The organism is Paenibacillus sp. FSL M7-1046 (genome assembly GCF_038007405.1).
In the GTDB taxonomy this organism is placed as follows: Bacteria; Bacillota; Bacilli; order Paenibacillales; family Paenibacillaceae; genus Paenibacillus_AQ.
In genome coordinates this window covers 5,443,721-5,470,626 of the sequence record NZ_JBBOXB010000001.1, presented here as the reverse complement: position 1 = coordinate 5,470,626, position 26,906 = coordinate 5,443,721, and the positions used below count along the sequence as shown (strand labels likewise).

Sequence of the window (26,906 nt, the reverse complement as noted above, 5' to 3'; positions counted from 1 at the left end):
ATCTTATTACACTGCCGGCGTTACGATTGGCAAGGTGACAATGAATGTTGTTCCCCTGCCAGGTTCGCTTTCCAACCGGATGTCACCTTGATGAAGCGATACGATCTGTTTAACGATGGCAAGCCCCATACCGCTGCCCTCATACTTACGGCTGTGGGAACGATCAGCCTTAAAAAATCGCTCAAATATACGCTTCTGGTCCTCGGGGGAAATACCAATGCCAGTGTCGGATATTGTGACTGTCACGTTTTTGTTATCCTGTGTAATGCTGACGGTAATAACGCCGCCATCCTTGGAAAATTTAATGCTATTGCCGAGAATGTTGGTCCATACCTGATTTAGCTGGTCATGATCTCCCGTTAGCATAATTGCCTTCAGTTCGAGCTCGAAAGTGATGTTGCGAGCCGACCATTGCGGCTGAATCGCGACAATGACCCGCCTAATCTGTTCATCCAGACTGAGCGTTGACAGAGTCAATTGCTGTGACTGCGATTCAAGCAAACTCAGCTTTAGCAGGCTAGCGCTCATCTTGGACATCCGATTCGCTTCATTGATGATAATGTCGAGATAACGTATCCGATTATGAACCTCGATGTTTTCTTGTTTGAGCGCCATAGCATAACCGGATATCGAGGTGAGCGGTGACTGGATTTCGTGTGACACGTTTGATACGAATTCCCTGCGCAGCTGCTCCAGCTGCTGCAGGTCATGCGTCATTTCTTCAAAGCTGCGAGCCAGAGTACCTAGCTCATCCTTTTGCTTAATATTCAGCTTCACACTGAAATCTCCATCTGCGATACGCTTAGTCGCTATGGTCAGCTTTTTGATCGGACTGACTAGGAACCTGGCAGCAACCAGAATCAATAGGCTTCCTGCGATCAACGAATAAGTTATAAAAGTCAAAATCCACTTTCGGTTGAAAGCGGCAGAAGGGGGGCCGATTGATTCTAAAAACATCGCTTTCGTACCCGTTTCAGTTGTCAAAGGCAGCCCTAAGAGAACAGTAGCATAACCACTGGGATTTACTTGAACAATCTCTCCATCTATTACTTTTTTCAGTTGTTCCATACTTACAGTGACAGGTTTGTCTCCGTTAAGCGATCCATAAGACTTGAACTTACCCGTTTCTTCGTAAATTCGAATATAAAAAGATTTGAGCTGATACATTCCACTTACGAACTCGTCCGCTTCAGTCAATGGAAGGGTTTCGTAAAGCCGGGTGACATCCTGGCCAAAGTGAAGTAAAGGCATTAGCATGTTTTCGTTCAATTTATCTTTATATACCCAAACAGCCACATACAGGGCAAGGACCGTGCCCCCGATGACGGAGACTAGAAATGTCAGGACGATACGTGTATATAAGGATCTGATCATTCGTTAACCTCAAGCCGGTAGCCAAGTCCGCGCACCGTCTCGATACGAAAATGTGGTGTAGTCGCGAACCGTTCGCGCAGCCGTTTAATATGTACGTCGACCGTTCGGTCATCTCCAGCGTAATCGATCCCCCAAATTTGATCAATCAGCTGCTCACGCGTATACACTTGCCCCGGTGTTCCAGCAAGCTTATACAACAGCTCGAATTCCTTGAGCGGCAACGTGAGCGACTCCGTCCCTCTCATCACCTTATAGGTTTGCCGGTCAAGGATGACGTTGCCGAACTGGATCGGTTGCGTAGAGCCAATCCGGTATCGTTTCAGCAATGCCCTGACACGAGCTGTCAACTCTAACGGATCGAATGGTTTCGTCAAATAATCGTCCGTCCCAAGTTCGAACCCTTTCACTTTCTCCCAGGTTTCACCTCTCGCAGTCAACATAAGTAATGGAAGATCAGGATTGGCTCTTCTGAGCTCCTTGCATAACGTCCATCCATCCATAATTGGCATCATTATATCGAGCACGACAAGATCAACATGCGTTGAGGCGTAGACGTTCAGTGCTTCTTTGCCGTCCACGGCTTCAACTGTCTCAAATCCGTCGTTGCGCAGAAACAAGCAAACAAGTTCGCGAATGTTCGCATCGTCGTCAGCAACCAGTATAGTAGGCATTCGTTCCCTCTTTTCCTGTTGTAGATCCTAGCATTATACTATAAATCAACCCATAATAAACGTTCAACTAAAGGAACCGTCTGTTAAATGCATCTTGTGTCGTCAGTTCCTACTAAGCATAATCGGGTGACTGGACAGCATCCTAGCTGAGCGGATTAATCCGCCAATAACACAAACTCCTCGGGATGGGAACGAATATATTTCGCAATAATGGAGTGGGTCATCGGGGCCATCTGCTCAAATCGGTCAAACAGGGATTTTATCATTTGCATCAGTTCGTCATCCCGCTCCAGATCCATAAGCGTTGCATCTCCCCAGTTGACCTTTAACCTGCTGTTTCTCGCTTCAAGCTGCCCCCTGGTTTCCTCCAGCAAAGCTACCATTCCCGACTCGTCAAAAAACCGCACCCCCTCCATCATCCGGTCCCAATACCCCGGTATACTCAGCATGTAGGAGATCCAGGCATAATACTCAGCCGCCGATTTATAACTGTGACCATACATAACCCGGAACATGCAGAGTGCCTGTTGTCCCCGTGTCAGCTGCGAGATCACCTCCGCCTTAACCGCCGGCGATTTACCGCGTATCTGCATAAAAGTCGGCTCCATACACGCGCTCCCAAGTTTTTCATCACCTAAGCTATAAAAGGATTCCCGCTTCATCGTCACTAAACTCATTACATTCCCCTTTTCTCATTTAACAAATTCAACTTTGATTTTCTCTGCCGCTTGATTATCCTGTGCATTAAACGGATTAAGCACAAGCTTATCCGAGATTATTATCAATCCCCGATGATAATACGTTTTCTTGCTAAATACATCCATTATCACTCTCAGGGGGACAAACGTCCGTCCGTTTTTTGTCACGATCGTTGTGTCTTTTGCTGAGGAACGGCCATTGACTGAAATAGTGGAATCCGCTTCATTGATTAAGATCTTCTGATTTCTGTATTGAATCGTGACCTCATGCTTCTTGGAATCAAAATGTACTGCGGCACCGAACTGATCTGATATAAAACGCAGTGGAACCATTGTTGTCTCTTTGCGCAGATATGGGGTGATCTTTGAATTCGTTTCATCTATCATTGTCTGCTTTCCTTTGGCAAGCACGTTGCTCTGGCCGATAGACAGAACGATGGCGTCTCTCTTAATATCATCTACCAAGGAATTGATTGCTGCCTGCTGCTGGCCACCGCCTTGACAAAGGTCATCCTTGTACAGCTCCATATACTCAATAATAATGTCGATGGCTTCTGGTCGAATGTCCTGTTTCAGACTTTTATCGGCAAGGACCGCCTCCGTATTCTTCCAGCTGCACATTAAGTTCTCTTGGGACACGGCAAGCGCATGGATCAGGGCTACCGTCATACTGTCCGGTGACGCCTTCTGGGCTTCAGTGATCCAATACAAATCAGGATCAAAATAATGATCGAGCACCTTCATATAGCCAAGGACAAAAATCTCCTGCGGTGTCAACTTCGCTTTATCCAGCGAATCTGATTTCTTTCCATAAACAGATTGTGAATACTCCTCTGTCAGATCTCTATCCTCCCATCCTTGAACTGAATACAGCGCATTTATTACTGCCGCTTTTTGATCCAGCGGTGTGGTTGCCGATGATAAAAAATCGTTAACTTTCACGCCTAATCCGTTCTTCAAGGCCTCAGTAACCATATCTACATCAAGATAAGCCTCATAAATAGCCGTCGAGGTTATGGGCGAGTCTGCATGCACGGTCTCCTGCTTATTACCAAAAAAATAACCAAAAAAAACTATTGAAGCTACCAGAAACAATTTGCCTAGCCTTGAATGTAACAGGCTATTCATAAACATTCCTCCTTGGGATGATGGGATATTCTAACTCGTTCATATCGTATTCTATGTGGACAAGCCGTTGCCTGTGCGGCAAATGCTATGATATATTTAGCCGACGAAGTAGGATCGGCAGTACCAGATGTTAACATTAATAAAGGAGCCTTCGCATGAATGACGAACTACTGACTACTTTTGATGACAATGGCAATATTACCGGGACCGCGCCCCGTGATGAAGTTCACCGGTTGGGACTCTGGCACGAAACCTTCCACTGCTGGTTCGTCAGCAAGGAACAGGATATGCTCCATATTTATCTTCAGCTGCGCAGCGAACACAAGAAAGATTATGCCGGTCTGCTGGATATCACGGCCGCTGGGCATTTATTATCTGATGAGGTTCCGGAGGATGGCGTCCGTGAGGTGCAGGAGGAGCTTGGAATCTGCGTTGCTTTTGAGCAGCTGATCCCCCTTGGGATCATCCCTTACAGCATGGACAATGAGGGCTTTCTCGACAGAGAGCGGGCGCATGTCTTTTTGTACGCGAACGCCTCCCCTTTAAGCGACTTTAAGCTGCAACAGGAAGAGGTTGCGGGAATTGTAACAGCCGATTTCGCCGGCTTTCGAAGTTTGTGGCTGGGAGACAGCGCTACACTGCAAATTCAAGGATTTAGGGTGGAAAGCAGCGGTACGCGAATTCCAATCAGCCAGACTGTGGACAGGAGCCACTTTGTGCCGCATGAGATCAATTATTATCGGCGCATCATTGAGGGCATTGAGGCAGCCTTTGGCTGATTAGCATTCTTCAATCATTACCTATTTTAACCATTCCCTTATGCGTATAGCAAGATTCTACCCTGCACCCGCAGGCTGCTTCCGTTTCCACAATGAAAAGGCAGGACCCTGATGACCGGGTCCTGCCTCTTGTAATTCTATTTATTTCTGTGCTACTTTCCGTTTCAGCATTACTAGCCCGTTCACAGGAAGTGCAACAACTTCGGGGGCTGCCTCACCTGATTCCAGGTCTGTATAAACCAGACCATCTAGTGTCACTGACGCTTCAGTACCGCTGAAGTTCTGCAGGAAAATATAGTCATGTTCACCGTCTGCACGAAGCTGCGCCGTTACACCTGCTGGCAGTTCACTTTCCAGCACGCGGCCAATTCCCGCCTTGGCGGTAATTGCAGCATACAGCTCTACGTAAAACGCTGCGTCTTTGACGCGGGTAGCCAAATGGTACGCTCTGCCTGCTCCGAGCTTGTTGAGTGTCAATGCCGGCTGCCCGGCGTAGAAATCGCTGCGGTAATGGCCTAGCGCCTCCGCCCCCTCCAGATGGATCAGCTCGGCAATTTCATGCGCATCGTAATCGCCCGAGAGCTTCAAGGCGTTGCCTGCATTCAGTACAAGACCGTTCACATCCCGGCTGTGCAAGCCTTCCGTTTCTTCAGCCCAAATGCCAAGCGTTCTGCGCAGCGGTCCCGGGAACCCGCCGAGGTGACACAAATCTGTTTCGCCTACCACTCCAGACCAGTAGGTTGCCAGGAAGGTTCCCCCCTGCTCCACATATTTCTCGATTCTTTGACCATTTTCTTCACTGATCAGGTACAGCATCGGAGCGATGACCAGCTTGTAGCGTGTGAGGTCATCTCCTGAACCAATCACGTCAACTGGAATGCCAAGCTCCCAGAGGGCACGGTAATGCTGCAGCACGGTCTCTTCATATTTCAGTCCGGAATTGCGGATCCCTTGGGCATCCTTGATTGCCCAGCGGTTATCCCAATCGAACAGGATCGCCGTCTCTGCCGGTGTGACGGTGCCGACTACTTCGGTTAATCCCGCAAGTGTTTTGCCAACCTCGGCGACATCCCTGAACACACGGGTTTCTGCATGGCCGCTGTGATCGAGCACAGCACCGTGGAACTTCTCACTGGAGCCGCGGCTCTTGCGCCACTGGAAGTACTGCACAGAATCAGAGCCATGAGCGACCGCCTGAAGGGATGACAGCTTATGCATGCCCGGCCGTTTCAGCTTGCTGACTGACTGCCAGTTCGTGAGCGAAGGCGTACTCTCCATCAGCAGGAACGGCTTATGCTTGAAGCTGCGGAACATATCATGGTTCAGAGCTGTCCAGGCCGCCAGCCGGACATCATCATCGTCCTCGGTGTAATGCCATTCCGGGTATGCATCCCAGGAGACGACATCCAGAATTTTGGCCAGCTCACGGTAATCAATACCGTCGATCATATGCATGTTGGTGGTCACGGGCAGATCCGGGTTGAAATCCCGTACGGCTGCAATTTCATGCCGGCAGAAATCAATCGTCCGCTCACTGACAAACCGCCGCCAGTCCAGGTTCAGGCCATGGACCTGTGTCTCCCCATGCGGTGCTGGTGAATCAATCTGCTCCCACGAGGTATAGGTATGGCTCCAGAAAGCTGCCCACCAGGCATGGTTCAGTTCGTCGAGGCTGCCCTTATATTTGGCCTTCAGCCATTCCCGAAAGGCGTTCTGGCACAAATCGCAATGGCACTCGCCGCCGAACTCATTCGAAATATGCCAGCCGATGACCGCCGGATGATGAGCATACCGTTCAGCCAGCTTGGCATTCAGCGTTGCTGTTTTGTCCCGGTAGACCGGGGAGGTGTAGCAATGGTTGTGCCTGAATCCATGCAGATTGCGCACACGGTTTCGTTCCACCCGCAGCACCTCAGGGTACTTCTCGGACATCCAGGCTGGCCGTGCTCCGCTTGGAGTAGCCAGGAAAGCATATATTCCGTTCTCCGCAAAAGAGTCCAGCACATGATCCAGCCAATCGAATGTAAATACGCCCTCTTCAGGCTCCAGCGACACCCATGAAAAAATACCGACAGACATCACATTGCAGCCCGCCAGCTTCATTAGGCGGATGTCCTCGCGGAGAACTTCAGGATATCTCAGCCATTGCTCGGGATTATAGTCGGCCCCATGCAACATTACGGGAGCCTTGCTGCTGACCGCAGGGAGTTTCTTGCTCATCATCGTACATTCATCCTCTCATTTTAGATCCGTGTCAGAATGAGACTTTTCTCTGATTCAAGTTGTTCTGTGTCTCTGTCTTTTTCACGGACAAACATTTATACTATTTATAATATAGGATAACCGCAGATTCACAGTAGGATTATACTCGCGATTACATAGCACAAAATGAATAGGAGGTGAACAGTTTTGCTGCCTTTTTCTTTGGTTGAAATGCCGCGTAACCTGGAGGACTTTCCCCTGTACCCTTATTCTGTCGGCAGACACATTCAGTACCATCATGTCCGCCCGTCTGGATTCCCTGTCCATCAGCTCTTCCTGATCCGCAGCGGAAACGGGATATTCCGCGATCTCACGGACGGAACAGAAACGGTGCTGGCACCCGGAATGGCTTTCGTTTTCCCGCCTGACCGCGGACATGAATATTACCCGCTGTCTCATGAGCCATGGCATGTAGCTTTTACCGGCATTTACGGCAGCCAGACAGGGCCAATGCTTCACAGCCTCGGCTTGTTGCCGCCCTCCGCCTATCATCCTGTGCGCTTCGAGGAATGCTGGGAAGCCATCGGCGGAATCTGGCAGACCGTAAATGGAGGGAATGCCAGCCGCCAGGAGGAACAGGCCACGCAGGAACTGTCCGTCAGCCTCTACCGGCTGATTCTTATGATGCGCCGGGGCGAGCCTTCTGCCGGTACAGCCAGCCGCCTGGAAAATGAGCATGTCCGCAACGAAGCACTGCAAAAAGCGGTGAGATTAATCAATGAGCATTTCACCGAACCGTTGCTGGTCGCTAATCTGGCTGCCGCTGTCGGCTATTCCGTGCAGCATTTCCAGCGACTGTTCTTGCAAGAGTATGGCGTAACCCCGCATAAATACCTCCAGAACCTGAGGCTGGAGCGGGGTCTTCAATTGATGACTGAAAGTCCCGGCATCCCTGTGCAGGATATCGCTTTGAATCTTGGGATGGAAACAAACTATTTCATCCGGGTATTCCGCAAGACTTACGGCTGCACGCCGGGTGTAATGAGGGAGTCACTGCAGCGAAGCCAGAGTCAAGCAGCGAACCGGCAGAAGCAATAAGTGCTTTTGCCTCAGGAACTGGGCTCTATTTTTAAAATAACAGGTAAGCTAATATAAAAAAGCTCGTTGGAGCTGCCCCCTTTTTATGGTATATTTGCTAGATCCAAATTTTAGGATGTAGAAGTCAACTAAGGGGGATGCAATTTGTTTTACCACAATCTCAGAAGAATGGGTCTCATTTTTGGAGTCCTGATTCTCTTGTCAAGCTGTTCCACTAAGGAACAATCGAAATTTACAAAGGAAGAAAATAGCAATAAGGCTGTAAGCCCGGCAAATCCGGTCAGGGAATACATCATAAATGACAGTAACAAGGTATTGCTGAATGCTGACAACGTTAGTAACATGGATGGTCATATCTTGGAACTGGCGCGTAATGAGATTTATGCCCGGCATGGTTATATATTCAAACGCAAGGATTTGGCCGACTACTTTTCTTCAAAGAAATGGTACAAAAAGAACCAAAATTACAAGGAAGCTTTCACTGACATAGAAAAGAAAAATATCGAATTATTACATACCTATGGTGCAAAGTACGCAGCCTATCAGTTAATCCCAGTACATACGGATGATTATCGTGTCAAAGATTATGAGGGCTCCAATACCTTTAAACAGCAACAAATGGTTATTGATCTTAATGGAGATGGAATTAGTGATGATGTTGAGCTAAATGTCCCTAAAACGGAAGGGGATACAACATGGACGCTTAAAGTAAATGGAACATCTCTTCAATTTGAAGGTGAAGATGTTTATCCTTATTTTGATATTGTAGACCTTAATATTAATGATCCTTACTTTGAAATTGCTTTTCAATTCGACAGTCAGTATTCTTTTTGGAGAGAGACTTATTTTTATTACTATGACGGTCATAAAATCAGTCCCGTTGGTACCGTTCCTGATTTCGCTGCACATTCTTCTATGATTGACGGGCATGGCACTGTTAAGGGAATTGATCAAGGGAAGGAACTGCAGACATGGTATCGTGAACTCGTATTCCGGTTAGATGCAGAGCATCAACTTCGTGAGGAAGAACAAGATTTTTACCCTATGTCTCCCCCTACTGTGTTAACCGCCAAAAAAGAACTAAGGTTGCAGAAACTAAGAAACTCAGATGAAGAATATCTGCAAATCAACCCTGGTGATCAGGTGAGTTTCTTAGGAGAAGACAACCGGGGTTATATTAAGTTTGAGCTCTCCACAGGATTAACTGGTTGGTTTCAGGCAGGGGATAAGTATGATTTCACTGATTATTTCGAGGGGCTGATATTATATGGTTGAAGCAGCTCAACTAAAGGGCAGCCTACCGTATTTAGCTAATTGAACTAACAAAGGAACTTTCTCTCAATAAAACAGCGGCAGTCCAGGACGTTACTTCACCGTCCATGAACTGCCGCTGTTTGTATAAATAGGATCAATAAAAGAGTGTGAAGGTGTCTGCCAACGTGACGTGCGTCCTCCATACCCTACCACCTTCAGCCCCGCTATACCGTAGCAAACTGGCTGTTGTACAACCGGGCATAGTGTCCTCCGCTTTCCAGGAGTCCCTCATGTGTGCCGCTCTCGACGATGTCTCCGTCCTTCATGTAGAGAATGAGATCGGACTCGCGGATCGTGGACAGCCGGTGGGCAATAACGAAGCTGGTGCGCCCTGAGATCATGGCGAGAAAAGCCTTCTGAATCCGAATCTCCGTCAATGTATCAATGCTGCTGGTTGCTTCGTCCAAGATGAGCATCGGCGGATCCACGAGCATAACGCGGGCGATGGTGAGCAGCTGCTTCTGTCCCTGGGACAGATTGTCTCCAGAACCGCTGATCTTCGTAGCGTACCCTTCCGGCAACCGTTTGATGAAGCTGTGCGCATTCGCTGCTTTGGCTGCTACCACCACCTCTTCCTCCGTCGCTTCCGGTTTGCCATAAGCAATATTATCGCGGATGGAGCCTCCGAACAGCCATGTATCCTGCAGCACCATTCCGAAATTCCGCCGCAGACTGTCCCTGGTGATCTTATTAATGTCTATTCCGTCAATTTTGATTGTCCCGCTGTCTACGTCATAGAAACGCATAAGCAGGTTGACCAGCGTCGTCTTCCCTGCCCCAGTCTGTCCTACAATGGCTACACGGGTACCCGGCTTCACTTCCAGGCTGAAATTCTTGATTAGCGGACGCCCGGGATCATATGCAAAACTTACTTTATCAAAGGTGATTGTGCCATGACTGGTACCCATGACGTGTGCCCCTGCAGCATCCGGCGTTTCCGCCGGGAGGTCGAGAATGGCAAAGATCCGCTGTGCCGAAGCCGTCGCCGACTGCAGCTGGGTGATGACACCAGTGATCTCATTAAACGGCTTTGCGAACAGGTTCGAATAAATCAGGAAACTGGACAAATCCCCTACCGAAAAATGCCCACCAATTACAAGCGCGCTGCCGATCATCGCAATGACCGAGAAGGTAATATTATTGACCAGCCGTGTTGTCGGATTAGCCAATGAACCGTAAAACTGGGATTTGACGCCTGTCTGGTACAGCTCATTATTACGTTCCGAGAAACGGGCGAATGAACGGTCCTCGTAGTGGTAAGCCTGCACCACCTTTTGTCCGCCGATAATTTCTTCCACATATCCGTTTAATCCGCCGAGAATCTTCGCCTGCTCACGGAACAGCTTCTGGGAACGCGTAGTGATGAACCGGGCGACAAAAAAGGTTGCCGGAGCCGACAGCAGCACGACTACCGTCATCACCGGACTAATGTACAGCATCAGCCCGATCGCACCGGCAATGGTCACAATACCGGTCAGCAGCGTGGAGAAACCCTGCAGCAGCCCGTCCGAAACGGCGTCCATATCATTGACAAAACGGCTGATGCTGTCGCCCTGCGGATGATTGTCATGGAATTTCAGCGGCAGCACATTCAGCTTGTCAAACAACTCACGGCGCATGTCGTAGACCGTCTTGTAAGCTATCCGATTGGTGTAATACGTCAGCAGCCAGCCAAAAAAGCTGCCCACAATATATACCGCAGCCAAGATTAGCAGCAGCCGGAGGATTCCGGCGAAATCAACATCTCCCGGACCCACCATATGATCGACAGCCCGGCCGATCAGCAGCGGCCCGATCAGGCTGGCAATCACGCTGATGATGGCGCAGATTACCGCGGTTATGGTCATGCCTCTAAAATGACTTGTATAGCCAAACAATCTCTTCCAGGTATTGTCGCCCTTCATTGTCCCGCCTCCTCGCTGGAAAGCTGGGACTGGCAGATTTCCTGATAAACCCCGCAGTTCTCCAGCAGTTCCTGATGACTGCCTTTCCCAACAATCCGTCCTTCTTCAAATACGATAATCTGATCCGCCTGCCGCACCGTGCTGACCCGCTGGGATACCAGCAGCACGGTCATATCCCTGCTGCTCTCCTTCAGTGCCCTGCGCAGTGCCGCATCGGTCGCAAAGTCGAGCGCACTGGAAGAATCATCAAGGATAAGGATCGGAGGGGTACCCACGACGGCGCGGGCAATGGTAAGACGTTGCTTTTGTCCGCCGGATAAGTTCAACCCTCCACGCGCGACCAGTGTATCCAGCCCTTCCGGCAGCTTGCGGATGAATTCATCGGCCTGGGCTACAACGGCCGCCTGCATCAGTTCCTCCTTCGTTGCATTCTGCTTGCCCCAGCGGAGGTTATCGGCAATCGTCCCGGTGAACAGGAGCGCCTTCTGCGGCACAATGCCAATCAGGCTCCGCAGCTGATCCAGCCGGTATTCTTTGACGTTGACGCCGCCTACTCTGACTTCCCCCTCCACCGCATCATAGAAACGCGGAATGAGATTCACGAAGGTGGACTTGCCGGAGCCGGTGCTGCCGATAAGCCCCACGGTTTCTCCGCGGTTGATCACCACTGAGATATCCTGCAGTGCAAGCTCTCCAGTCTTGTTGTAACCGAAGGAGACATGCTCGAAAGAAATAGCAGAAGCTGCCGCTTCCATCACTGGCAGGGCGCCGTTCCCTTCATCCGAGATTGAGGTTTCAGCCGCCAGCACTTCATTCACACGGTTCGCAGAGGACGCAGCCTTGGTAAAGAGAATTACCAGATTCGATACAACAATCAGCGCCAGCAGAATCTGGGTTACATAGTTGATAAACGCAATGATTTCACCCTGTGATAATCGGCCGGCATCAATGTGTATGCCGCCAGCCCACAGAATGGCAATAATCGCTGCGTTCACCACCAGAGTAGTCATCGGGCCAAGCCAGGCAGAGATGCGTCCAACCCGGATCGCCGTTGCCGTCAAATCATCCGAAGCTTCATTGAAGCGCTGCTTCTCCCGCCGTGCTTCGGCAAAGGCGCGGATGACGCGGATACCGGATAGATTCTCGCTCAGCACCAGCGCCAAATGATCCAGCTTCTGCTGATATTTGCGGTAGAGCGGCGAGCTGCGGGTAATGATAAAGTACAGGATGACGCCAAAAACAGGTGTCGCCGCGAGCAGAATCAGCGACAGCCGGAAATCGAGAACCATCGACATAATAATGGCCCCGATGCAGATAAACGGCGCACGGACTACGAGACGGATCAGCATGGCCACTGCCAGCTGCAGCTGATTCACATCACTCGTGATCCGGTTGATTAGCGACGGTGTACCGAAGGTATCCAGCTCGGCATAGGACAACGAAGAAATATGCTTGAACATCTTGTTGCGCAGCGAAGTGCCAAAGCCCTGTGATGCCCGGGCGGCATAATATTGGCAAACCATCGAGCAGCCGAAACCGAGGAGCGACATCAGCAGCATAAGCCCGCCCATCCGGTACACATAGGCACTATCCTGCCCGCCGATTCCGTTGTTCACGATCAGCGCAACGATGGTCGGCAGCAGCAGCTCCAGGATCGCCTCCAGCAGCTTAAAGATCGGCCCGAGTATAACTTCTTTTCTGTACGGTTTAAGAAAAACAGCAATTTTGAACACAGTAACCCTCACCTAACTTATGTAGTATGTAATCACTATGAAATAGCGTTAAGACCCGTTATGATTATGTCATACCTGCTTACATATTAATAATATTGGTTTCGTATCAATGCCATACTTAATTCATATGCCAAATCCGGAGGTTTTACAAATGGATATCCGACAGCTCAAATACTTCTTGGCGATTGCCGAGGAAGGACAGATTACTTCCGCTGCACGGAAGCTGCAAATGGCCCAGCCCCCGCTCAGTCAGCAGCTGAAACTGCTGGAGGAGGAGCTTGGTGTAAAGTTAGTGGAGCGCGGACCGCGCAGTATACAGCTGACCGATGCCGGAGTAATTCTGCGGGGCCGGGCACAGCAGATTCTGGAGCTGGCCGATGCCACCACACGTGAGATTAGTGATTTTGCAAGCGGGCTGCGGGGAACGCTCTCCATTGGCACGGTTTCCTCCTCTGCGGCAACTCTGCTGCAGGATCGGCTCTTTGATTTTCACAAAATCTATTCCGGCGTCAAATTCGAAATTCACGAAGGCAACACCTATAAGGTGATTGATCTGCTCAGCAAAGGAATCATCGAGGTCGGCATTGTACGCACGCCCTTTAACAGCACAAGTCTCGAATGTGTATATGCCGGGGCTGAACCTATGATTGCCGTGATGACTCCTGATTATGACTGGACGGACGGAGAGTCCTCTATTGATATCGGGGAACTCAAGGACAGGCCGCTGATTATTTACCGCCGCTTCGAGCAGCTGATCCGTGAAACCTGCCTGGAGCACGGATTCAATCCGGATGTGTTCTGCATGAACGACGATGCCCGCACCACGCTGCTCTGGGCCAATGCCGGTCTCGGCATCGGCATTCTTCCGAAATCAGCCTTCGGCCTCATGAGAAACGACAATCTGCGTTATAAGGAAATCCGTGGTGAATCGCTCCGCACCCGGGTCGCTGCCGTATGGATGAAGGACAAATATTTGTCGTCGCTGGCCGAGAAGTTCATTGAATGCTTCAGAGCGGAGTAGGCATGGGTATGGATACACAAAATGAAAAAAGCGCTGTACCGGCATTACCCGGAACAGCGCTGGCATTTCGCTTAAGCTTATTGGCTTGCCGGCCTATCTGCCAGATGAACCTCATCTCCAACGCAGACGCGCCCGGTTTGGATAACGGAAGCATACACGCCGAATTGAAGCCCCAGCTCTTTGTTGACGATTTTCAGAAGCGAGGGGGCTTTCTCCGCAGTATCCGGGTCCATCGTCGTCATGACGCATCGCTCGCACAGCTCATTCACCTGCAGCTCTACCCCGCCAATCCGCAGCCTCCGCCCGGTCCAGTCTCCCTCAAACAGCGACTCATCGCTTAATGCTATCACGAAATTCCCGCGGAACCGGCGCTGATCGACCTCGCGTCCCCAGAGCGCCTCCAGTTTTCTCAGACTGCCATCGGTAACAAGCAGAATACTGGCCTCATCCACCGACAGCAAATGCGGATTCTCCGGGTGCGGTTGCTTCAGGCTGGACATGCTCACCGGGATTTTTGTCTGGCTTTGAATCTCCTCAAGCAGCTGCTCGTCCCAGCGAAAGGTCCGCCCGTCCGCTGCAGTGACAGCGACCTCCCCATCCCGGTAACGCGCCTGATAGGTAAGCATATTCGGTATATTGCGGGCCGTAACGAATCGCTTCCAGCCCTGTTTCCTTTCATCATAAAAAGAGCAAACCCGATCGCCTACGACGCCGTAGGATTCAATGTCGCAAGCCTCCAGCTGCTCTCCCGCGAACGATTTGACCGGATACCGGTTGATTTCACGGATCACACCAACAGTCAATGTCAAAGTCTGTACCTCCATTTGTCCTAGAAATTACATAAGCTTATTGTACCCGATTTCTCCTTAAATTGTAGCTCTCTTGATACAAGCCTCAACAAAAAAAAGGAAGCCTCATCTTTACGATGAGACATCCTCTCTCTGGGCAGCCGTTGGGCGAAGCCTTCAGTGATGCTCCAGTTCGGCAAATGCCGCCATTCTATACCATGATTTTGCAAATATCGTTGGTGAACTGTACAGGATCATTAACCTGCAAGCCCTCGATCAGCAGCGCCTGATTGTAGAGCAGGTTCGTGTAAAGGCCCAGCTTCTCCTGATCCCCTTCGGCAGCAGCCTTCAAGGACTTGAAGACGTCGTGGTTAATATTGATTTCCAGTACCTTATCCGCCTGTACCTCTTGGCCGTTCGGCATCGCTTTGAGGATTTTTTCCATCTCGATGGTCAGCTCGCCTTCCGTGGACAGGCAGACCGGATGACTTTTCAGCCGTTTGGAGGCTTTGACTGCCTTCACTTTGCCGGACAGAATACCCTGCATCGCGTCGAACAGCCCTTTGTTCTCGTTTTCCTCTTCTTCCGAAGGCTTGTCAGCTGCATCTGCTTCAATCCCCAGATCACCGCTGGATACATTTTTGAATTCTTTTTCCTTATAGTTCATGATCATCTTGATCGCGAACTCATCGATATCATCGGTGAAATAGAGCATTTCATAACCCTTGTCCAATACCATTTCAGTCTGCGGCAGCTTCTCGATCCGCTCAACCGATTCCCCGGAAGCATAATAGATATACTTCTGGTCTTCCGGCATTCTTTCTACGTATTCAGCCAGCGTAACCAGCTTCTTCTCCTTGGAGGAGTGGAACATCAGCAGGTCCTGGAGGGTTTCTTTTTCCATGCCATAGTCATTGTAGACTCCGAATTTAAGCTGTCTGCCAAAAGACTTGTAGAATGTCTCGTATTTCTCTCTTTCATCCTTCAGCAGGCTCAGGAGCTGGCTCTTAATCTTGCTCTTGATGTTCTTGGCAATCAGGGTCAGCTGGCGGTCATGCTGCAGCAGCTCTCTGGAGATATTAAGCGACAGATCCTCGGAATCGACCATCCCTTTGACAAAGCTGAAGTAATCCGGCAGCAGATCCCCGCATTTGTTCATAATCAGCACGCCGTTGGAGTACAGTTCAAGACCTTTTTCATACTCCTTGGTGTAATAATCAAACGGTGTATTTTCCGGAATGAACAGAATCGCATTATAGACTACAGCACCATCTGCACTGATATGGATATGCTTCAGCGGTTTATCGAAGCCGTAGCGTTTTTCGGCATAGAAGTTGTCATAGTCCTCTGTGGTCAGCTCGTTTTTGTTCTTGCGCCAGATCGGCACCATGCTGTTCACAGTCTGCTCTTCTTTGGTTTCCTCGAACTCGCCTTCGCTGCCTTCCTTAGGCTGACTGCCGGTAATATCCATCTTGATCGGGAAACGGATAAAGTCAGAATATTTCTTGATGATGGATTTCAGGCGGTAATCTTCCAGGAACTCATCGTAGTTGTCTTCTTCACTGTTCTCTTTAATCTTCAAAATAATCTCGGTGCCGACAGCATCCTTCTCGAACGGTTCGATCGTATATCCATCCGCGCCCTGGGACTCCCATTTGTACCCCTGGTCGCTGCCCAGCGCCTTGCTGATTACAGTAACATCGTCCGCCACCATAAATGCAGAGTAGAACCCGACACCGAACTGGCCGATAATATTGTGGCCGTCCTTCGACTCATTGTCCTTTTTGAAAGCAAAAGAGCCGCTGTTCGCGATAATCCCCAGATTGTTCTCCAGTTCTTCCTGCGTCATCCCGATCCCTGTATCAGAGATGGTCAACGTGCGGCTGTCCTTGTCGGCAGTGACTTTAATGAAATAATCCTCTTTATTGAACACCAGCGCATCGTCTGCCAGCGCTTTGTAATAGATTTTATCAATGGCATCGCTTGCGTTGGAAATCAGCTCCCGCAGGAAAATTTCCCGCTGTGTATAAATGGAGTTGATCATCATCTCTAGTAGTCTCTTCGATTCGGCTTTAAACTCTTTTTTGGCCATGAATAAAATAATCTCCTTTCAAAAATAACTCTTCTGTTTACTCTCTGGAAATTAGCACTCCACTCGAATGAGTGCTAACACTTCCTTTTATATACCATATTCTCGTTTTTGATGTCAATATCTTGCTGCATACTAGCCTGTTAAAAAGTCACTTTTCTGTCGTTCCTCCGCGCATTTCACAGCGCCACCGTCTTCGACTTAGCATCTGCCAGCAGCATCTGAATCAGCGATTGCAGCGGCAGTGATTTCCACTTCTTGGGATGCAGCAGCAGCTGCAGATCGAAATGAATTTCCGGATGGGCAAAAGACAGCTCCGCCAGGTTCCCCCGCTCGATCTCCTCCTCGGCGACGATTCTTGGCAGCAAGGCAATGCCCAGCCCGTTGCGCACGCAACGCTTGATCGCCTCCAGATTCGACAGCTCAAAGCCGATGCGGAAAACAATCCCATGCTCCCGCAGCAGATTCTCGAACAGGCTGCGGTAAATGCAGCTCTCCTCGGAAACGATCAGCTCACAATTGTTCAGATCCTGCAGTGTCACGTCCGCAAGTTGGGCCAGCGGATGGGTGGCAGGTGCAACAAGCACCAGCGGTTCATCTCTGATGATCGTCCGCTCAAGCACGGAGTCCGTGGCATTCCGGTCCAGCATCAAGCCGATGTCCACTTCACCGTCCCGGATCTTCGCCACCAGATTGGCTTCCTGCTCGGTCTGCAGATGAATGTTCAGTCCCGGAAAAGTCGTGCGCAGCTGCTGCAGGAACGGCGGCAAATAAAACGCAGCCAAGGAATCAATGGTTCCGATCGTCAGCGTCCCGCCGATTTGCTGGGCGATCGTCTCCTTAGAACGGTCATACAAATCCAGAATCTCCACGAACAGCTTCAACAGCTCTTCTCCAGGTGGAGTCAGACGAAGCGCGCGTCCATGCCGCTCTATCAGTGGAACCCCGTATTCCTTCTCTATCTTCTGAATCTGCATCGTCACACTGGACTGCGCATAGCCCAGTTCTTCAGCCGCGCGGGTAAAGCTCTGCCGTTTCGCGACCTCGCGGAAGGTCCGCATATATGTTAAATCCATAACCTCACCCTAACATCAATATTATTGATAACCCACATCATTTATTATAGCTAACGCCGATGGAATATTCCATGCTACAGTAAGATAAAAGGATTTCAACATTTTGGAGGACGATATTCATGTTAACAGAAGAACAGATTTATGGAATCTATGTTCCCGTGGTAACCCCGTTCAATGCAGCTGGCGAGATTGATCTGGAATCATATCAGCGTTATGTGAACAACATCATCAAGAACAATATTCATGGTCTGGTCGTCAATGGAACCACTGGAGAATCGCCGACAGTCAACATACAGGAATTACAGACTCTCGTGGATGCATCACGGGAATTATTGAAATCGAGCCCGGTCCCGCTGGTGGTCGGCACAGGCACTAACGATACGGCCTCCACTATAGCCCGCACTGAGCTGGCTGCCAATTCAGGTGCTGATGCTGTGCTCGTGGTCGTCCCTTATTACAGCCGCCCTTCCCAGCAAGGCATTATTGAGCATTTCCGCAAAGCCGCCGAAGTGGGCATTCCGGTCATCGCCTATGATATCCCGGGCCGCGCCGGAGTCGGCATGTCGGTCGATACCGCACGCACCATCCTTGAGATGAATAACGTAGTAGGTTTAAAAGACTGCTCCGGCTCTCCGCTGCTAGTCTCCGAGCTGTCACGGCTGGGATCGAAGCCGGTGCTGTGCGGCGACGACCTGCAGTTCCTGCATATGCTGGGCTGCGGAGCCGCCGGGGGCATGCTGGCCTCGGCCAACGTGCATACCGCGAAGTTCCTCGGTATCTACGAGCAGTTCAAAGCCGGGCAGACCGCTGAAGCTACAGCAGCGTTCGACCAGCTGCTGCCGCTGATGAAGCTGCTCTTCAAGGAGTCCAATCCGGCTCCGATCAAATGGCTGCTTAGCGCCTACGGAGAGATTTCCTCTGATACGCTCCGCTTGCCGATGACCTCGATCAGCTCTGAGCTGCGTGAGGAACTGGGGGCTTATCTGGCCGGATAACACCTGAATCCATAACCGGATATTTACGCATAACAACAACCGCTACGGTGCAGTCACAGACTGTCCAAGGCGGTTGTTGTTATGTCTACCATTTTCAGCGTAGTCTAGGTATTATTGAATGTCCGCTGCCACCGGATTAACCGCAAAAATAGAATGAATGTTGCCTTCCGGATCTGCGAAGAAACCCGTGGTATGCCCCCAAGACATCGACTTCGGTGCAGTGATCCCTGCAGCCCCTTTTGAAATAAGCTCCTCATACATCGTGTGGACAGCCTCCGGTGAATCACATTCGAAGTTAAGCTCGAAGGCTTGCCCTTTACGCTCTTCTATAAAGGAATAATGACCGTTTGTGTTATCCGCCATCAATGGTGTTAAACAAATCGCAAGGCGAATGCCGCCATTCACAAATTCAGCATAATGGTTTTCTTCAACAACGGTCTTAAATCCGAGTACATCACGATAAAAGCTAGTCAATCTAGGAACATCATGCGCCAAAACCGTAATTCCTTCTAATTTCAATCTCATACTCCCAATTCCACCTCTTCTGAGATATGCAACTGTTTTATAATGCTTTAACCATAATCTTCAATCAATGCTATTTTTCCATTTTTAATACTCTATCCATATTCTTCAGGATGGATAGTTTTACCTTTATTTGCTGTCTCGTGAAGCTTCTGAACCGGGTTAGCAAGCTGCCTTTACTCGTCGATACCAATAAAAAAGCGGAAGTCATGGCGAAATAAAGCCCTAGACTACCGCTTTTTTGTGTAACTGACGAGACTCGCAAGCTTAACAACAAATTTACCACTCTTTTTATGATAGTATGCGAAGCTATTATTCATCGGCATTCGAAGTAATTGATAATTATCAACGACGAAAATTCCCCAGACAAATTCATCTATCACATAGCTCACCTCTTTTACTCCAGTTTAGCCTACAGCTTCGGAAAGCAGAACTCATAACGCACAAAAAAAAGCCTCCCGCTCAGGGAAGGCTGCAGTCTAATCTATAAGCATCCGTTTATTGCGATCTGCCCGCTTTGGCTGCAGGTCTGCCGCCAGGTCGGCTGCTGTGGTTGTTACCGGGTCTGCCGCCTTGGCTGCCGGCAGGTCTGCTGTTCTGTCCGGCACCAGCCCGTTCACCAGGTCTGCCGCTATAGCCGCCTGGGCGGCTGCTAGCACTTGTTCCGCTGCCGTTTCCTCCGCTTGCTCTGCCGCTAGAACCGGCTCCACTGGCCGAAGCACTCCCGGATCTTGCACCCGCTCCTGCTTGATGAGCCGATTCCCCGTTCGGTCTGCTGCCCTGGCCGCTGTTCTTACTTCCGCCGGAAGTGCTGCCCGCACGGTTGCCCTGTGTGAACCATTCCGACTTTGGCTTGCGCGCCGGATTGGTCTTCGCCTTGGCTGCCGGCTTCGCCGGAGCTTTTGCCGGGCGTTCATTCAGCAAAGCCTGTGCGCTCTTAGACATCGGATACGCATGGTCCTTAACTTCAGGGATCGTCTTGCCGATCAGCTTCTGAATATCCTTGAGGTACGGGATCTCTTCGGCCTCACAGAGAGAAATGGCGATTCCGCTCATACCGGCACGGCCTGTACGGCCAATACGGTGGACATAAGTTTCCGGAATATTCGGCAGGTTGAAGTTGATGACATGCGACAGTTCGTCAATATCAATCCCCCGGGCGGCAATGTCTGTAGCAACAAGCACGCGGGTAGCTCCGCTTTTGAAGTTGCGCAGCGCATTTTGCCGGTCATTTTGGGATTTGTTGCCGTGAATCGCTTGAGCAGTAATATTAATCCGCGTCAAATCACGGGTAACCCGGTCAGCACCACGTTTGGTGCGGGTAAAGACCAGTGCCGAGACAATCGATTTGTCCTGAAGAAGACGGTTTAATTGATTCTGCTTGTTGCCGTTCTCCAGCAGATAGATCGACTGCTCGATTCTGTCCACGGTGGAGGAAACTGGCGTAATCTCGATTTTCACCGGGTTCACCAGCAGTGTTTTGATCAAATTCGAAATTTCTGTCGGCATCGTAGCCGAGAAGAATAATGTTTGTTTTTTGCTTGGCATTTTGGCGATAATCCGCTTCACATCATGAATGAAGCCCATGTCCAGCATGCGGTCCGCTTCATCCAGTACAAGAATCTGCACATACTGCAGATCAACATGCTTCTGGGTAATCAGGTCGATGAGCCGCCCTGGCGTGGCAATCAGGATATCCGCGCCCTGGCTTAATGCCCGCTCCTGAGCTTTTTGCGATACACCGCCAACAATAGCTGTTGAACGGATACTGGTGAATTTGCTGTAGGCCTGGATATTTTCCGAGATTTGCAGTGCAAGCTCTCTAGTCGGTGTGAGAATCAGCGAACGAATCCGGCGTCTGCCGCCGGTTGCAGAAGGCTGCTGGCTTAGCAGCTGAATAATCGGCAAGGAAAAAGCGGCTGTTTTGCCTGTTCCGGTCTGAGCACAGCCTAGAACGTCTCTGCCGGCCAAAGCCGCGGGAATGGACTCCTCCTGAATGGGGGTGGGTGATGTATAATTTTCTTGGCTTAACGCCTTGAGGATCGCTGGGATCAAATTCAAATCATTAAAAGTCATGTTGTCTCCTTAATTTTAAATACATATATTATCAATCAGGTAACTGCTGTACCTTGTTTGCAGCGTCTCCACATAGCGCTCATCAAAGTCATAACACATAATGATAACACAAATTGAACAATAAGAAAAACATCAGCAGAAATTTTTATGTTAGTCCTAGTGTAACCACCATCAATTCCTTTCACGCCTCCTATTCCATTACTAAAGCAGGGTTGTTCAGATTTGGTTTAGATTGCTGGTGTACAGTAATCATGCAAATCACAAATGACGCAAAGGAGCGCTTTGAATCATGGGTAAAAAAAGAACAGCAAATCCATCATTATGCACATTCCCCAACTGTTCAGCGAGACATTATGCCAAGGGCTATTGCAAAAAGCACTATAGCTATATGTGGTACAAAAACCGCGCCGCTGCCAAACTCAGCCAGACTTTGCTCGAAGAACGCAGCCCGTAGGAACCATCGTAAACACTGTAGCTATAACATAGTAACCACTTTCTCATCTCATTTACCCACTACCTCAACTCCAAGGCATCATCCTAAACGCATAAGATAACAGAACATAAAAAAGCGGAGGATCGCTCCTCCGCGTCTTGACCTGCTTATAAATAAATACTAATCTACAATTTCAGCTGTGTCGCCGTTGTTGGCACCTGCAGCATTGGCTTCGTCGGTGTCGATATGCATATCAAGCGCAAAATTGTCCGATACGCGGGCAAGAACATTTTCCAGTACCAGGCCGCGTTCGCCGCCCAGACGTACTTTTAGAAGCTGCTTGTCGGCGATGCCCCAAGCTTCTGCTTTAGAAGTGTGGAAGTGAATGTGACGTGCAGCAATAATTACGCCAGTCTCCAGTTCTACTTCACCGGCTGGTCCCTTAAGGGTAATGCCCGGTGTGCCTTCGATATGTCCGGATTCACGAACAGGTGCTTTCACGCCGAGGCTGAAAGAATCTGTGCGGGAAATCTCCAGCTGTGATGCCGGACGGACAGGTCCTAGAATTCTTACTTTGTCGAATTTACCTTTGGTGCCGATTACTGCTACTTGCTCGTTAGCTGCGAATTGTCCGGGTTGGGAGAGTGGTTTGAACTCAGTCAATTGATAACCTGCGCCAAACAACGCTTCCACATGCTCTTGCGTAAGGTGAATATGTCTAGCCGACACACCTACGGGTACAGTCTTGCTCATTGTAAAGTCACTCCTTGTATTTTCTCTAGTATCTGTACAAGCCACTGAACATTATACCTCTTATTACCCAAAAATAAAAAGACCCTCTGCACAATGAGAGTCCTTTTTTCGACATTTTGAGATTTCGAAGCTGGATTGTCACGATTTTGTCATGATCTGTTACTTTATGGTATTTTTTGGTCGTTTAGTTTTGGCGGCAAATGCAGGCTTAAAAAACTCCAAGCATTTTCGTACAGCCACCCCTTCACTTGATCCTCCGGATAGAAGCGGAGCAGCATCTCAGCAAACTCGGCGTATTTTCCAGGATGCTCCAGTCCCTCTACCCAGGCATCAATCCCGTCAAAATCGGAACCAAACATCAGCTGCCTTGTGCCACCCAGGCTGCAGACATGATCGATATGCCTTAGAAGATCATCCGCTTTGGCGTCGCCTCCATTTTTAACAAACCAAGGAACAAAGGTAAGTCCCATCCGGCCGTCCATGGCAATCAACGCTTTGATCTGTTCATCGCTCAGATTACGCGGATGGCCGCACACAGCTGCGACGTTGGAGTGGGAGGCAATAAACGGACGCTTGCTCCGCTCAGCCAACTCCCAGAAGCCTGCTGGGGCCAAATGAGACACATCCAGCAGCATACCGCTGCTGTTACACCACTCGATCAGCTCCCGGCCTTTTTCGGTAAATCCTCCATTCCGCTGTTCGAGTACACCATCTGCAGCCCAGTTCGCATAGTTCCAGGTGACTCCAAGGAAGCGCACCCCGAGATCGAAACACAACTGAGCATAGAATAGATTCCCCTCCAGACCGTCTACGCCTTCCAGAGACAGCAGCCCCCATCTAGGGGGCACTCTAACCAGTTCCACTGCTTCCTCCTTCCAGCGCAGCCACTGAAGGCCTCCTGAGCCTAGCACTTTGCCCTGGAATAGTTCAATTTGTCCCAGCACACTTTCAAAACTAGGTCTTCCCCTAACCGTAGACAGATAAATCGCAAAAACTTGCAGGCCGACGCCACCCGCTGCAAGCCGTTCTGCAGTTACATCAAGCCGGCTGTCCTTGTCGAAATTAAGATGGGGGGAAGCCTGCAGTTTGCTCAGAACATCACAATGGAAATCCGCCACCCGTAGTTGCTCCGCTCTTCCCATGAGATCGGCCTCACTTTCTTACTTGTCATCCAGTTTCCGCGCCACATCGCATCCAGCGCTCCTGCTTATAGTTTATGCAGAGGATGACCCGCTCTTCACCTGCACAGCAAAAAACCTGTTTACATAGGTAAACAGGTTCATCCCGTAAGTTCTAACATTCATTAATTATCTAGGCTCTACAATGAGTTTAATCGCCGTCCGATCCTCTCCATCAATCACTATGTCAGTAAAGGCTGGAATGCAGATCAAGTCGACACCGCTTGGCGCGACAAATCCCCGGGCGATGGCAACTGCTTTGACTGCTTGGTTCAGTGCTCCTGCTCCAATAGCTTGTAGCTCGGCCGATCCACGTTCACGAAGAACACCCGCTAGTGCGCCGGCAACGGAATTCGGATTGGATTTAGCTGATACTTTTAATACATCCATAGTAAGTACCTCCCCTGGGAAAATGATGGTGTTCTTCCACTACTGTAGATGTTATTCGCGAGAGAAGAAATAATTCCTTCTTTTTGCGGACTACTCCGGAGAAAATGGTACAAAAGTTACTCTTTTTCGATATAAAAAATATCACACTTTACCCAAAACCAGCGATTATTCCCGAAAAGCCTAATTCCTTGGTGCCCTCATTAACTCATTACCCATTCATCTTCACGCAGCCGAATCTTCTCCAGACGTGTTGCCTTGCCCGTAGCCTCGTCAATCTCTGCGAATAAACCGTGCAACTGCCATTTACCTTCGTCAACCACAAATCTGGCCGGAAGCTGGGTAGTGAACTTATAGAGGACCGCATCCTTTTCCATACCCAAAATCCCTTCTCTTGAACCAACCATGCCGGCATCCGTCAGATAAGCAGTGCCTCCCGGCAGGATAACATCGTCATTGCTCTGCACATGTGTATGGGTTCCTACAACAATTGAAGCATGCCCGTCCATAAAATAGCCCATAGCGATCTTCTCGGAAGTAGCCTCGGCGTGGAAATCCACCAGAATACACTTGTGATTCCGGCGCAGCTCGTCCACAATCTCTTCGCCCACCCGAAACGGATCATCAATTGCCGGCAAAAAGGTCCGTCCTTGCAAATTGACAATCGCCAGCTCTTTGCCATTGCCTTTAATAATCGTATATCCTCTGCCAGGTGTTCCTGCAGGGAAATTAGCCGGACGGATGATCCGGGGCTCGTCGTCGATAAATTCGAAGATGTCCTTGTTATCCCATGTATGATTGCCCATTGTAATGCCATGAACGCCCCAGTTGAAAAATTCATTGGCAATAGCGGAAGTAATTCCTCTTCCCGCTGCGGCATTTTCTCCGTTCGCAATGATTATATGCGGCTGGTATTTGTTCTTCAGCGAAGGCAGCATTTCACGCAGCGCTTTTCTGCCGGTATTGCCTACAATATCACCTATAAATAAAACTTTAATGTTGTTCTCCTCCTAAAAGTTTAGTGGGTTAATCCGTGCTGAATGTTCTTCGTACACATCCGGCTTCGAAAGCATATATTCTGTATGAAAGAAAAAAGGCCCCGCAGGGGGGCCGATTTCCTTGCTTATTTAGCGTATTCAACAGCCCGTGTCTCGCGGATTACGGTAACCTTGATATGACCCGGATAATCCAGTTCACTCTCGATCATCTTCGTAATGTCGCGGGCCAGACGGAATGCTTCCGCATCGTCGATCTTCTCAGGCTGCACCATCACCCGAACCTCGCGGCCCGCTTGAATGGCGTAGGACTTCTCGACGCCGTCGAAGCTTTCGGAGATTTCCTCCAGCTTTTCCAGACGTTTGATATACGTTTCCAGTGTCTCACGGCGTGCGCCAGGGCGTGCAGCCGACAAGGCGTCAGCAGCTCCAACCAGCATGGCAATAACCGAAGTAGCTTCGCAGTCACCGTGATGGGACGCGATACTATTGATAACAACCGGATGCTCCTTGTATTTCTTCGCCAGTTCGACGCCAATCTCGACGTGCGAACCTTCCACTTCATGATCCAGCGCTTTGCCGATATCATGCAGCAGACCGGCACGTTTAGCAAGCACGATGTCTTCCCCAAGCTCACCGGCCATAAGTCCAGTCAAATAAGCAACCTCCATGGAGTGCTTGAGTACATTTTGACCGTAGCTCGTACGGAATTTCAGACGGCCTAGAATTTTGATCAGATCCGGATGCAATCCGTGAACGCCAACCTCGAAGGTAGCCTGTTCACCGTATTCGCGAATCCGCTCATCCACTTCTTTGCGGGATTTCTCCACCATCTCTTCAATCCGTGCCGGATGGATACGTCCATCAGCAACCAGCTTCTCAAGTGCCGTACGGGCCACTTCGCGGCGAATCGGATCAAAGCCCGACAAAATAACGGCTTCCGGCGTATCATCAATAATGAGATCAATACCAGTAAGAGTTTCCAGTGCACGGATGTTGCGGCCTTCACGGCCGATAATCCGGCCCTTCATTTCTTCATTCGGCAATGTAACTACTGACACGGTTGTTTCCGCCACATGATCAGCTGCGCAGCGCTGAATAGCCAGTGTAATGATCTCGCGGGCTTTCTTGTCCGCTTCCTCTTTGGCCTGCTGTTCAATTTCCTTAATCATCTGTGCGGTCTCGTGGCGAACTTCCTGTTCTACATTGCTAAGAATGATACTTCTGGCATCATCGATGCTCAAATTGGAAATACGTTCCAGTTCAGTGACCTGGTTCTTGTAAATTACATCAATTTGCTGTTGTGTTTCGTCAATTCGTTTCTCTTTGTTAGCTACTTGTTCTTCTTTTCGTTCAAGCGATTCCATTTTTTTATCCAGTGATTCTTCCTTTTGCAGCAAACGTCTCTCTTGCCGTTGGATTTCATTCCGACGTTCACGAGTTTCTTTCTCAGCTTCAGTACGGATTCTGTGGACTTCGTCCTTAGCTTCGAGTACCGTTTCCTTCTTCAGCGCCTCCGCCTCTTTCTTCGCGTTCTCCACGATGACTACGGCTTCTTTCTCTGCGCTTGAAATCTTAGCTTCTGCAAGGGATTTACGAATAAAATAACCGAATCCAAAGAATAATGCAGCTACAACGAGAACGATTATGACCCAGATTGCAGTTACCATCTGTTCACCTCCTCGTTGGTTC

The 26,906-nt window shown here is 49.6% G+C and carries 23 protein-coding genes; 6 read left to right on the top strand and 17 right to left on the bottom strand.

Annotation, left to right across the window (positions count from 1 at the left end; translation table 11 throughout):
* Positions 1 to 6: 6 nt before the first annotated feature.
* The 4 genes from NYE29_RS24360 to NYE29_RS24345 all read right to left on the bottom strand — a co-directional run bounded on the left by NYE29_RS24360 (position 7) and on the right by NYE29_RS24345 (position 3,871).
* Positions 7 to 1,374: a sensor histidine kinase gene (locus NYE29_RS24360; protein WP_076110045.1), complete on the bottom strand. Its 1,368-nt coding sequence runs from the start codon at positions 1,372 to 1,374 to the stop codon at positions 7 to 9.
* Complete coding sequence (locus NYE29_RS24355; protein WP_038593282.1) at positions 1,371 to 2,045, bottom strand: response regulator transcription factor; 675 nt, start codon at positions 2,043 to 2,045, stop codon at positions 1,371 to 1,373. The genes NYE29_RS24360 and NYE29_RS24355 overlap by 4 nt, the downstream gene beginning before the upstream one ends.
* Before the next feature lie 155 nt (positions 2,046 to 2,200).
* Positions 2,201 to 2,653, bottom strand: coding sequence for a hypothetical protein (locus tag NYE29_RS24350; protein WP_076110047.1), 453 nt, complete (start codon positions 2,651 to 2,653; stop codon positions 2,201 to 2,203).
* A gap of 84 nt (positions 2,654 to 2,737) precedes the next feature.
* The gene (locus tag NYE29_RS24345) at positions 2,738 to 3,871 is read right to left on the bottom strand and encodes a stalk domain-containing protein (protein ID WP_340897839.1); all 1,134 of its coding nucleotides are present in this window, start codon (positions 3,869 to 3,871) and stop codon (positions 2,738 to 2,740) included.
* A 155-nt stretch (positions 3,872 to 4,026) separates the two neighbouring features.
* Here NYE29_RS24345 and NYE29_RS24340 point away from each other — a divergent pair, with 155 nt between their 5' ends.
* Positions 4,027 to 4,650 (top strand): NUDIX hydrolase, encoded by a 624-nt coding sequence (locus NYE29_RS24340; RefSeq protein WP_076110049.1) that lies wholly within the window; start codon positions 4,027 to 4,029, stop codon positions 4,648 to 4,650.
* A 141-nt stretch (positions 4,651 to 4,791) separates the two neighbouring features.
* On the opposite strand, the gene NYE29_RS24335 is transcribed toward NYE29_RS24340, so the two are convergent.
* The gene (locus NYE29_RS24335; RefSeq protein WP_340899789.1) at positions 4,792 to 6,870 is read right to left on the bottom strand and encodes a beta-galactosidase; all 2,079 of its coding nucleotides are present in this window, start codon (positions 6,868 to 6,870) and stop codon (positions 4,792 to 4,794) included.
* Between the two features lie 189 nt (positions 6,871 to 7,059).
* Here NYE29_RS24335 and NYE29_RS24330 point away from each other — a divergent pair, with 189 nt between their 5' ends.
* Both NYE29_RS24330 and NYE29_RS24325 read left to right on the top strand, forming a co-directional pair.
* The gene (locus NYE29_RS24330) at positions 7,060 to 7,950 is read left to right on the top strand and encodes a helix-turn-helix domain-containing protein (RefSeq protein ID WP_076110050.1); all 891 of its coding nucleotides are present in this window, start codon (positions 7,060 to 7,062) and stop codon (positions 7,948 to 7,950) included.
* 144 nt (positions 7,951 to 8,094) lie between these two features.
* Positions 8,095 to 9,225: a YARHG domain-containing protein gene (locus NYE29_RS24325; protein WP_340897838.1), complete on the top strand. Its 1,131-nt coding sequence runs from the start codon at positions 8,095 to 8,097 to the stop codon at positions 9,223 to 9,225.
* A gap of 203 nt (positions 9,226 to 9,428) precedes the next feature.
* On the opposite strand, the gene NYE29_RS24320 is transcribed toward NYE29_RS24325, so the two are convergent.
* Together NYE29_RS24320 and NYE29_RS24315 are read right to left on the bottom strand one after the other, a co-directional pair.
* Positions 9,429 to 11,168: an ABC transporter ATP-binding protein gene (locus NYE29_RS24320; RefSeq protein WP_076110052.1), complete on the bottom strand. Its 1,740-nt coding sequence runs from the start codon at positions 11,166 to 11,168 to the stop codon at positions 9,429 to 9,431.
* Positions 11,165 to 12,901, bottom strand: a complete 1,737-nt coding sequence (locus NYE29_RS24315) for an ABC transporter ATP-binding protein (RefSeq protein WP_076110053.1) — start codon at positions 12,899 to 12,901, stop codon at positions 11,165 to 11,167. The genes NYE29_RS24320 and NYE29_RS24315 overlap by 4 nt, the downstream gene beginning before the upstream one ends.
* Positions 12,902 to 13,052: 151 nt before the next feature.
* On the opposite strand from NYE29_RS24315, the gene NYE29_RS24310 reads away from it, so the two are divergent.
* Entirely contained in the window at positions 13,053 to 13,922 is an 870-nt protein-coding gene (locus NYE29_RS24310; protein WP_076110054.1) for a LysR family transcriptional regulator, read from the top strand.
* Between the two features lie 77 nt (positions 13,923 to 13,999).
* On the opposite strand, the gene NYE29_RS24305 is transcribed toward NYE29_RS24310, so the two are convergent.
* From NYE29_RS24305 to NYE29_RS24295, 3 genes are all read right to left on the bottom strand, one after another.
* The gene (locus tag NYE29_RS24305; RefSeq protein ID WP_144024283.1) at positions 14,000 to 14,731 is read right to left on the bottom strand and encodes an MOSC domain-containing protein; all 732 of its coding nucleotides are present in this window, start codon (positions 14,729 to 14,731) and stop codon (positions 14,000 to 14,002) included.
* Positions 14,732 to 14,921: 190 nt separating this feature from the next.
* Positions 14,922 to 16,802 carry a molecular chaperone HtpG gene (gene htpG, locus NYE29_RS24300; protein ID WP_340897836.1) on the bottom strand — a complete coding sequence of 627 codons (1,881 nt, stop codon included), beginning with the start codon at positions 16,800 to 16,802 and terminating at the stop codon, positions 14,922 to 14,924.
* A gap of 176 nt (positions 16,803 to 16,978) precedes the next feature.
* A complete protein-coding gene (locus NYE29_RS24295) occupies positions 16,979 to 17,875 on the bottom strand; it encodes a LysR family transcriptional regulator (RefSeq protein ID WP_076110056.1) in 897 nt (298 codons plus the stop codon).
* 119 nt (positions 17,876 to 17,994) lie between these two features.
* Between NYE29_RS24295 and dapA the strand changes: the two genes are divergently transcribed.
* Entirely contained in the window at positions 17,995 to 18,870 is an 876-nt protein-coding gene (gene dapA, locus NYE29_RS24290) for a 4-hydroxy-tetrahydrodipicolinate synthase (protein WP_038593308.1), read from the top strand.
* Positions 18,871 to 18,981: 111 nt separating this feature from the next.
* Here dapA and NYE29_RS24285 read toward each other — a convergent pair whose 3' ends face one another.
* Both NYE29_RS24285 and NYE29_RS24280 read right to left on the bottom strand, forming a co-directional pair.
* Positions 18,982 to 19,395 (bottom strand): VOC family protein, encoded by a 414-nt coding sequence (locus NYE29_RS24285; protein WP_076110058.1) that lies wholly within the window; start codon positions 19,393 to 19,395, stop codon positions 18,982 to 18,984.
* Between the two features lie 495 nt (positions 19,396 to 19,890).
* Positions 19,891 to 21,468, bottom strand: coding sequence for a DEAD/DEAH box helicase (locus tag NYE29_RS24280; protein WP_076110059.1), 1,578 nt, complete (start codon positions 21,466 to 21,468; stop codon positions 19,891 to 19,893).
* 289 nt (positions 21,469 to 21,757) lie between these two features.
* Between NYE29_RS24280 and NYE29_RS24275 the strand changes: the two genes are divergently transcribed.
* Positions 21,758 to 21,922, top strand: a complete 165-nt coding sequence (locus NYE29_RS24275; protein WP_179091715.1) for a hypothetical protein — start codon at positions 21,758 to 21,760, stop codon at positions 21,920 to 21,922.
* A 159-nt stretch (positions 21,923 to 22,081) separates the two neighbouring features.
* On the opposite strand, the gene pduL is transcribed toward NYE29_RS24275, so the two are convergent.
* From pduL to rny, 5 genes are all read right to left on the bottom strand, one after another.
* Positions 22,082 to 22,654 (bottom strand): phosphate propanoyltransferase, encoded by a 573-nt coding sequence (pduL, locus tag NYE29_RS24270; protein ID WP_076110060.1) that lies wholly within the window; start codon positions 22,652 to 22,654, stop codon positions 22,082 to 22,084.
* 164 nt (positions 22,655 to 22,818) lie between these two features.
* The gene (locus NYE29_RS24265) at positions 22,819 to 23,796 is read right to left on the bottom strand and encodes a dipeptidase (protein ID WP_340897834.1); all 978 of its coding nucleotides are present in this window, start codon (positions 23,794 to 23,796) and stop codon (positions 22,819 to 22,821) included.
* Positions 23,797 to 23,961: 165 nt separating this feature from the next.
* Complete coding sequence (locus NYE29_RS24260; protein WP_019910496.1) at positions 23,962 to 24,222, bottom strand: stage V sporulation protein S; 261 nt, start codon at positions 24,220 to 24,222, stop codon at positions 23,962 to 23,964.
* A gap of 200 nt (positions 24,223 to 24,422) precedes the next feature.
* Positions 24,423 to 25,217, bottom strand: coding sequence for a TIGR00282 family metallophosphoesterase (locus NYE29_RS24255; RefSeq protein WP_038593324.1), 795 nt, complete (start codon positions 25,215 to 25,217; stop codon positions 24,423 to 24,425).
* A gap of 125 nt (positions 25,218 to 25,342) precedes the next feature.
* Entirely contained in the window at positions 25,343 to 26,884 is a 1,542-nt protein-coding gene (gene rny, locus NYE29_RS24250) for a ribonuclease Y (RefSeq protein WP_038593326.1), read from the bottom strand.
* Positions 26,885 to 26,906 lie beyond the last annotated feature (22 nt).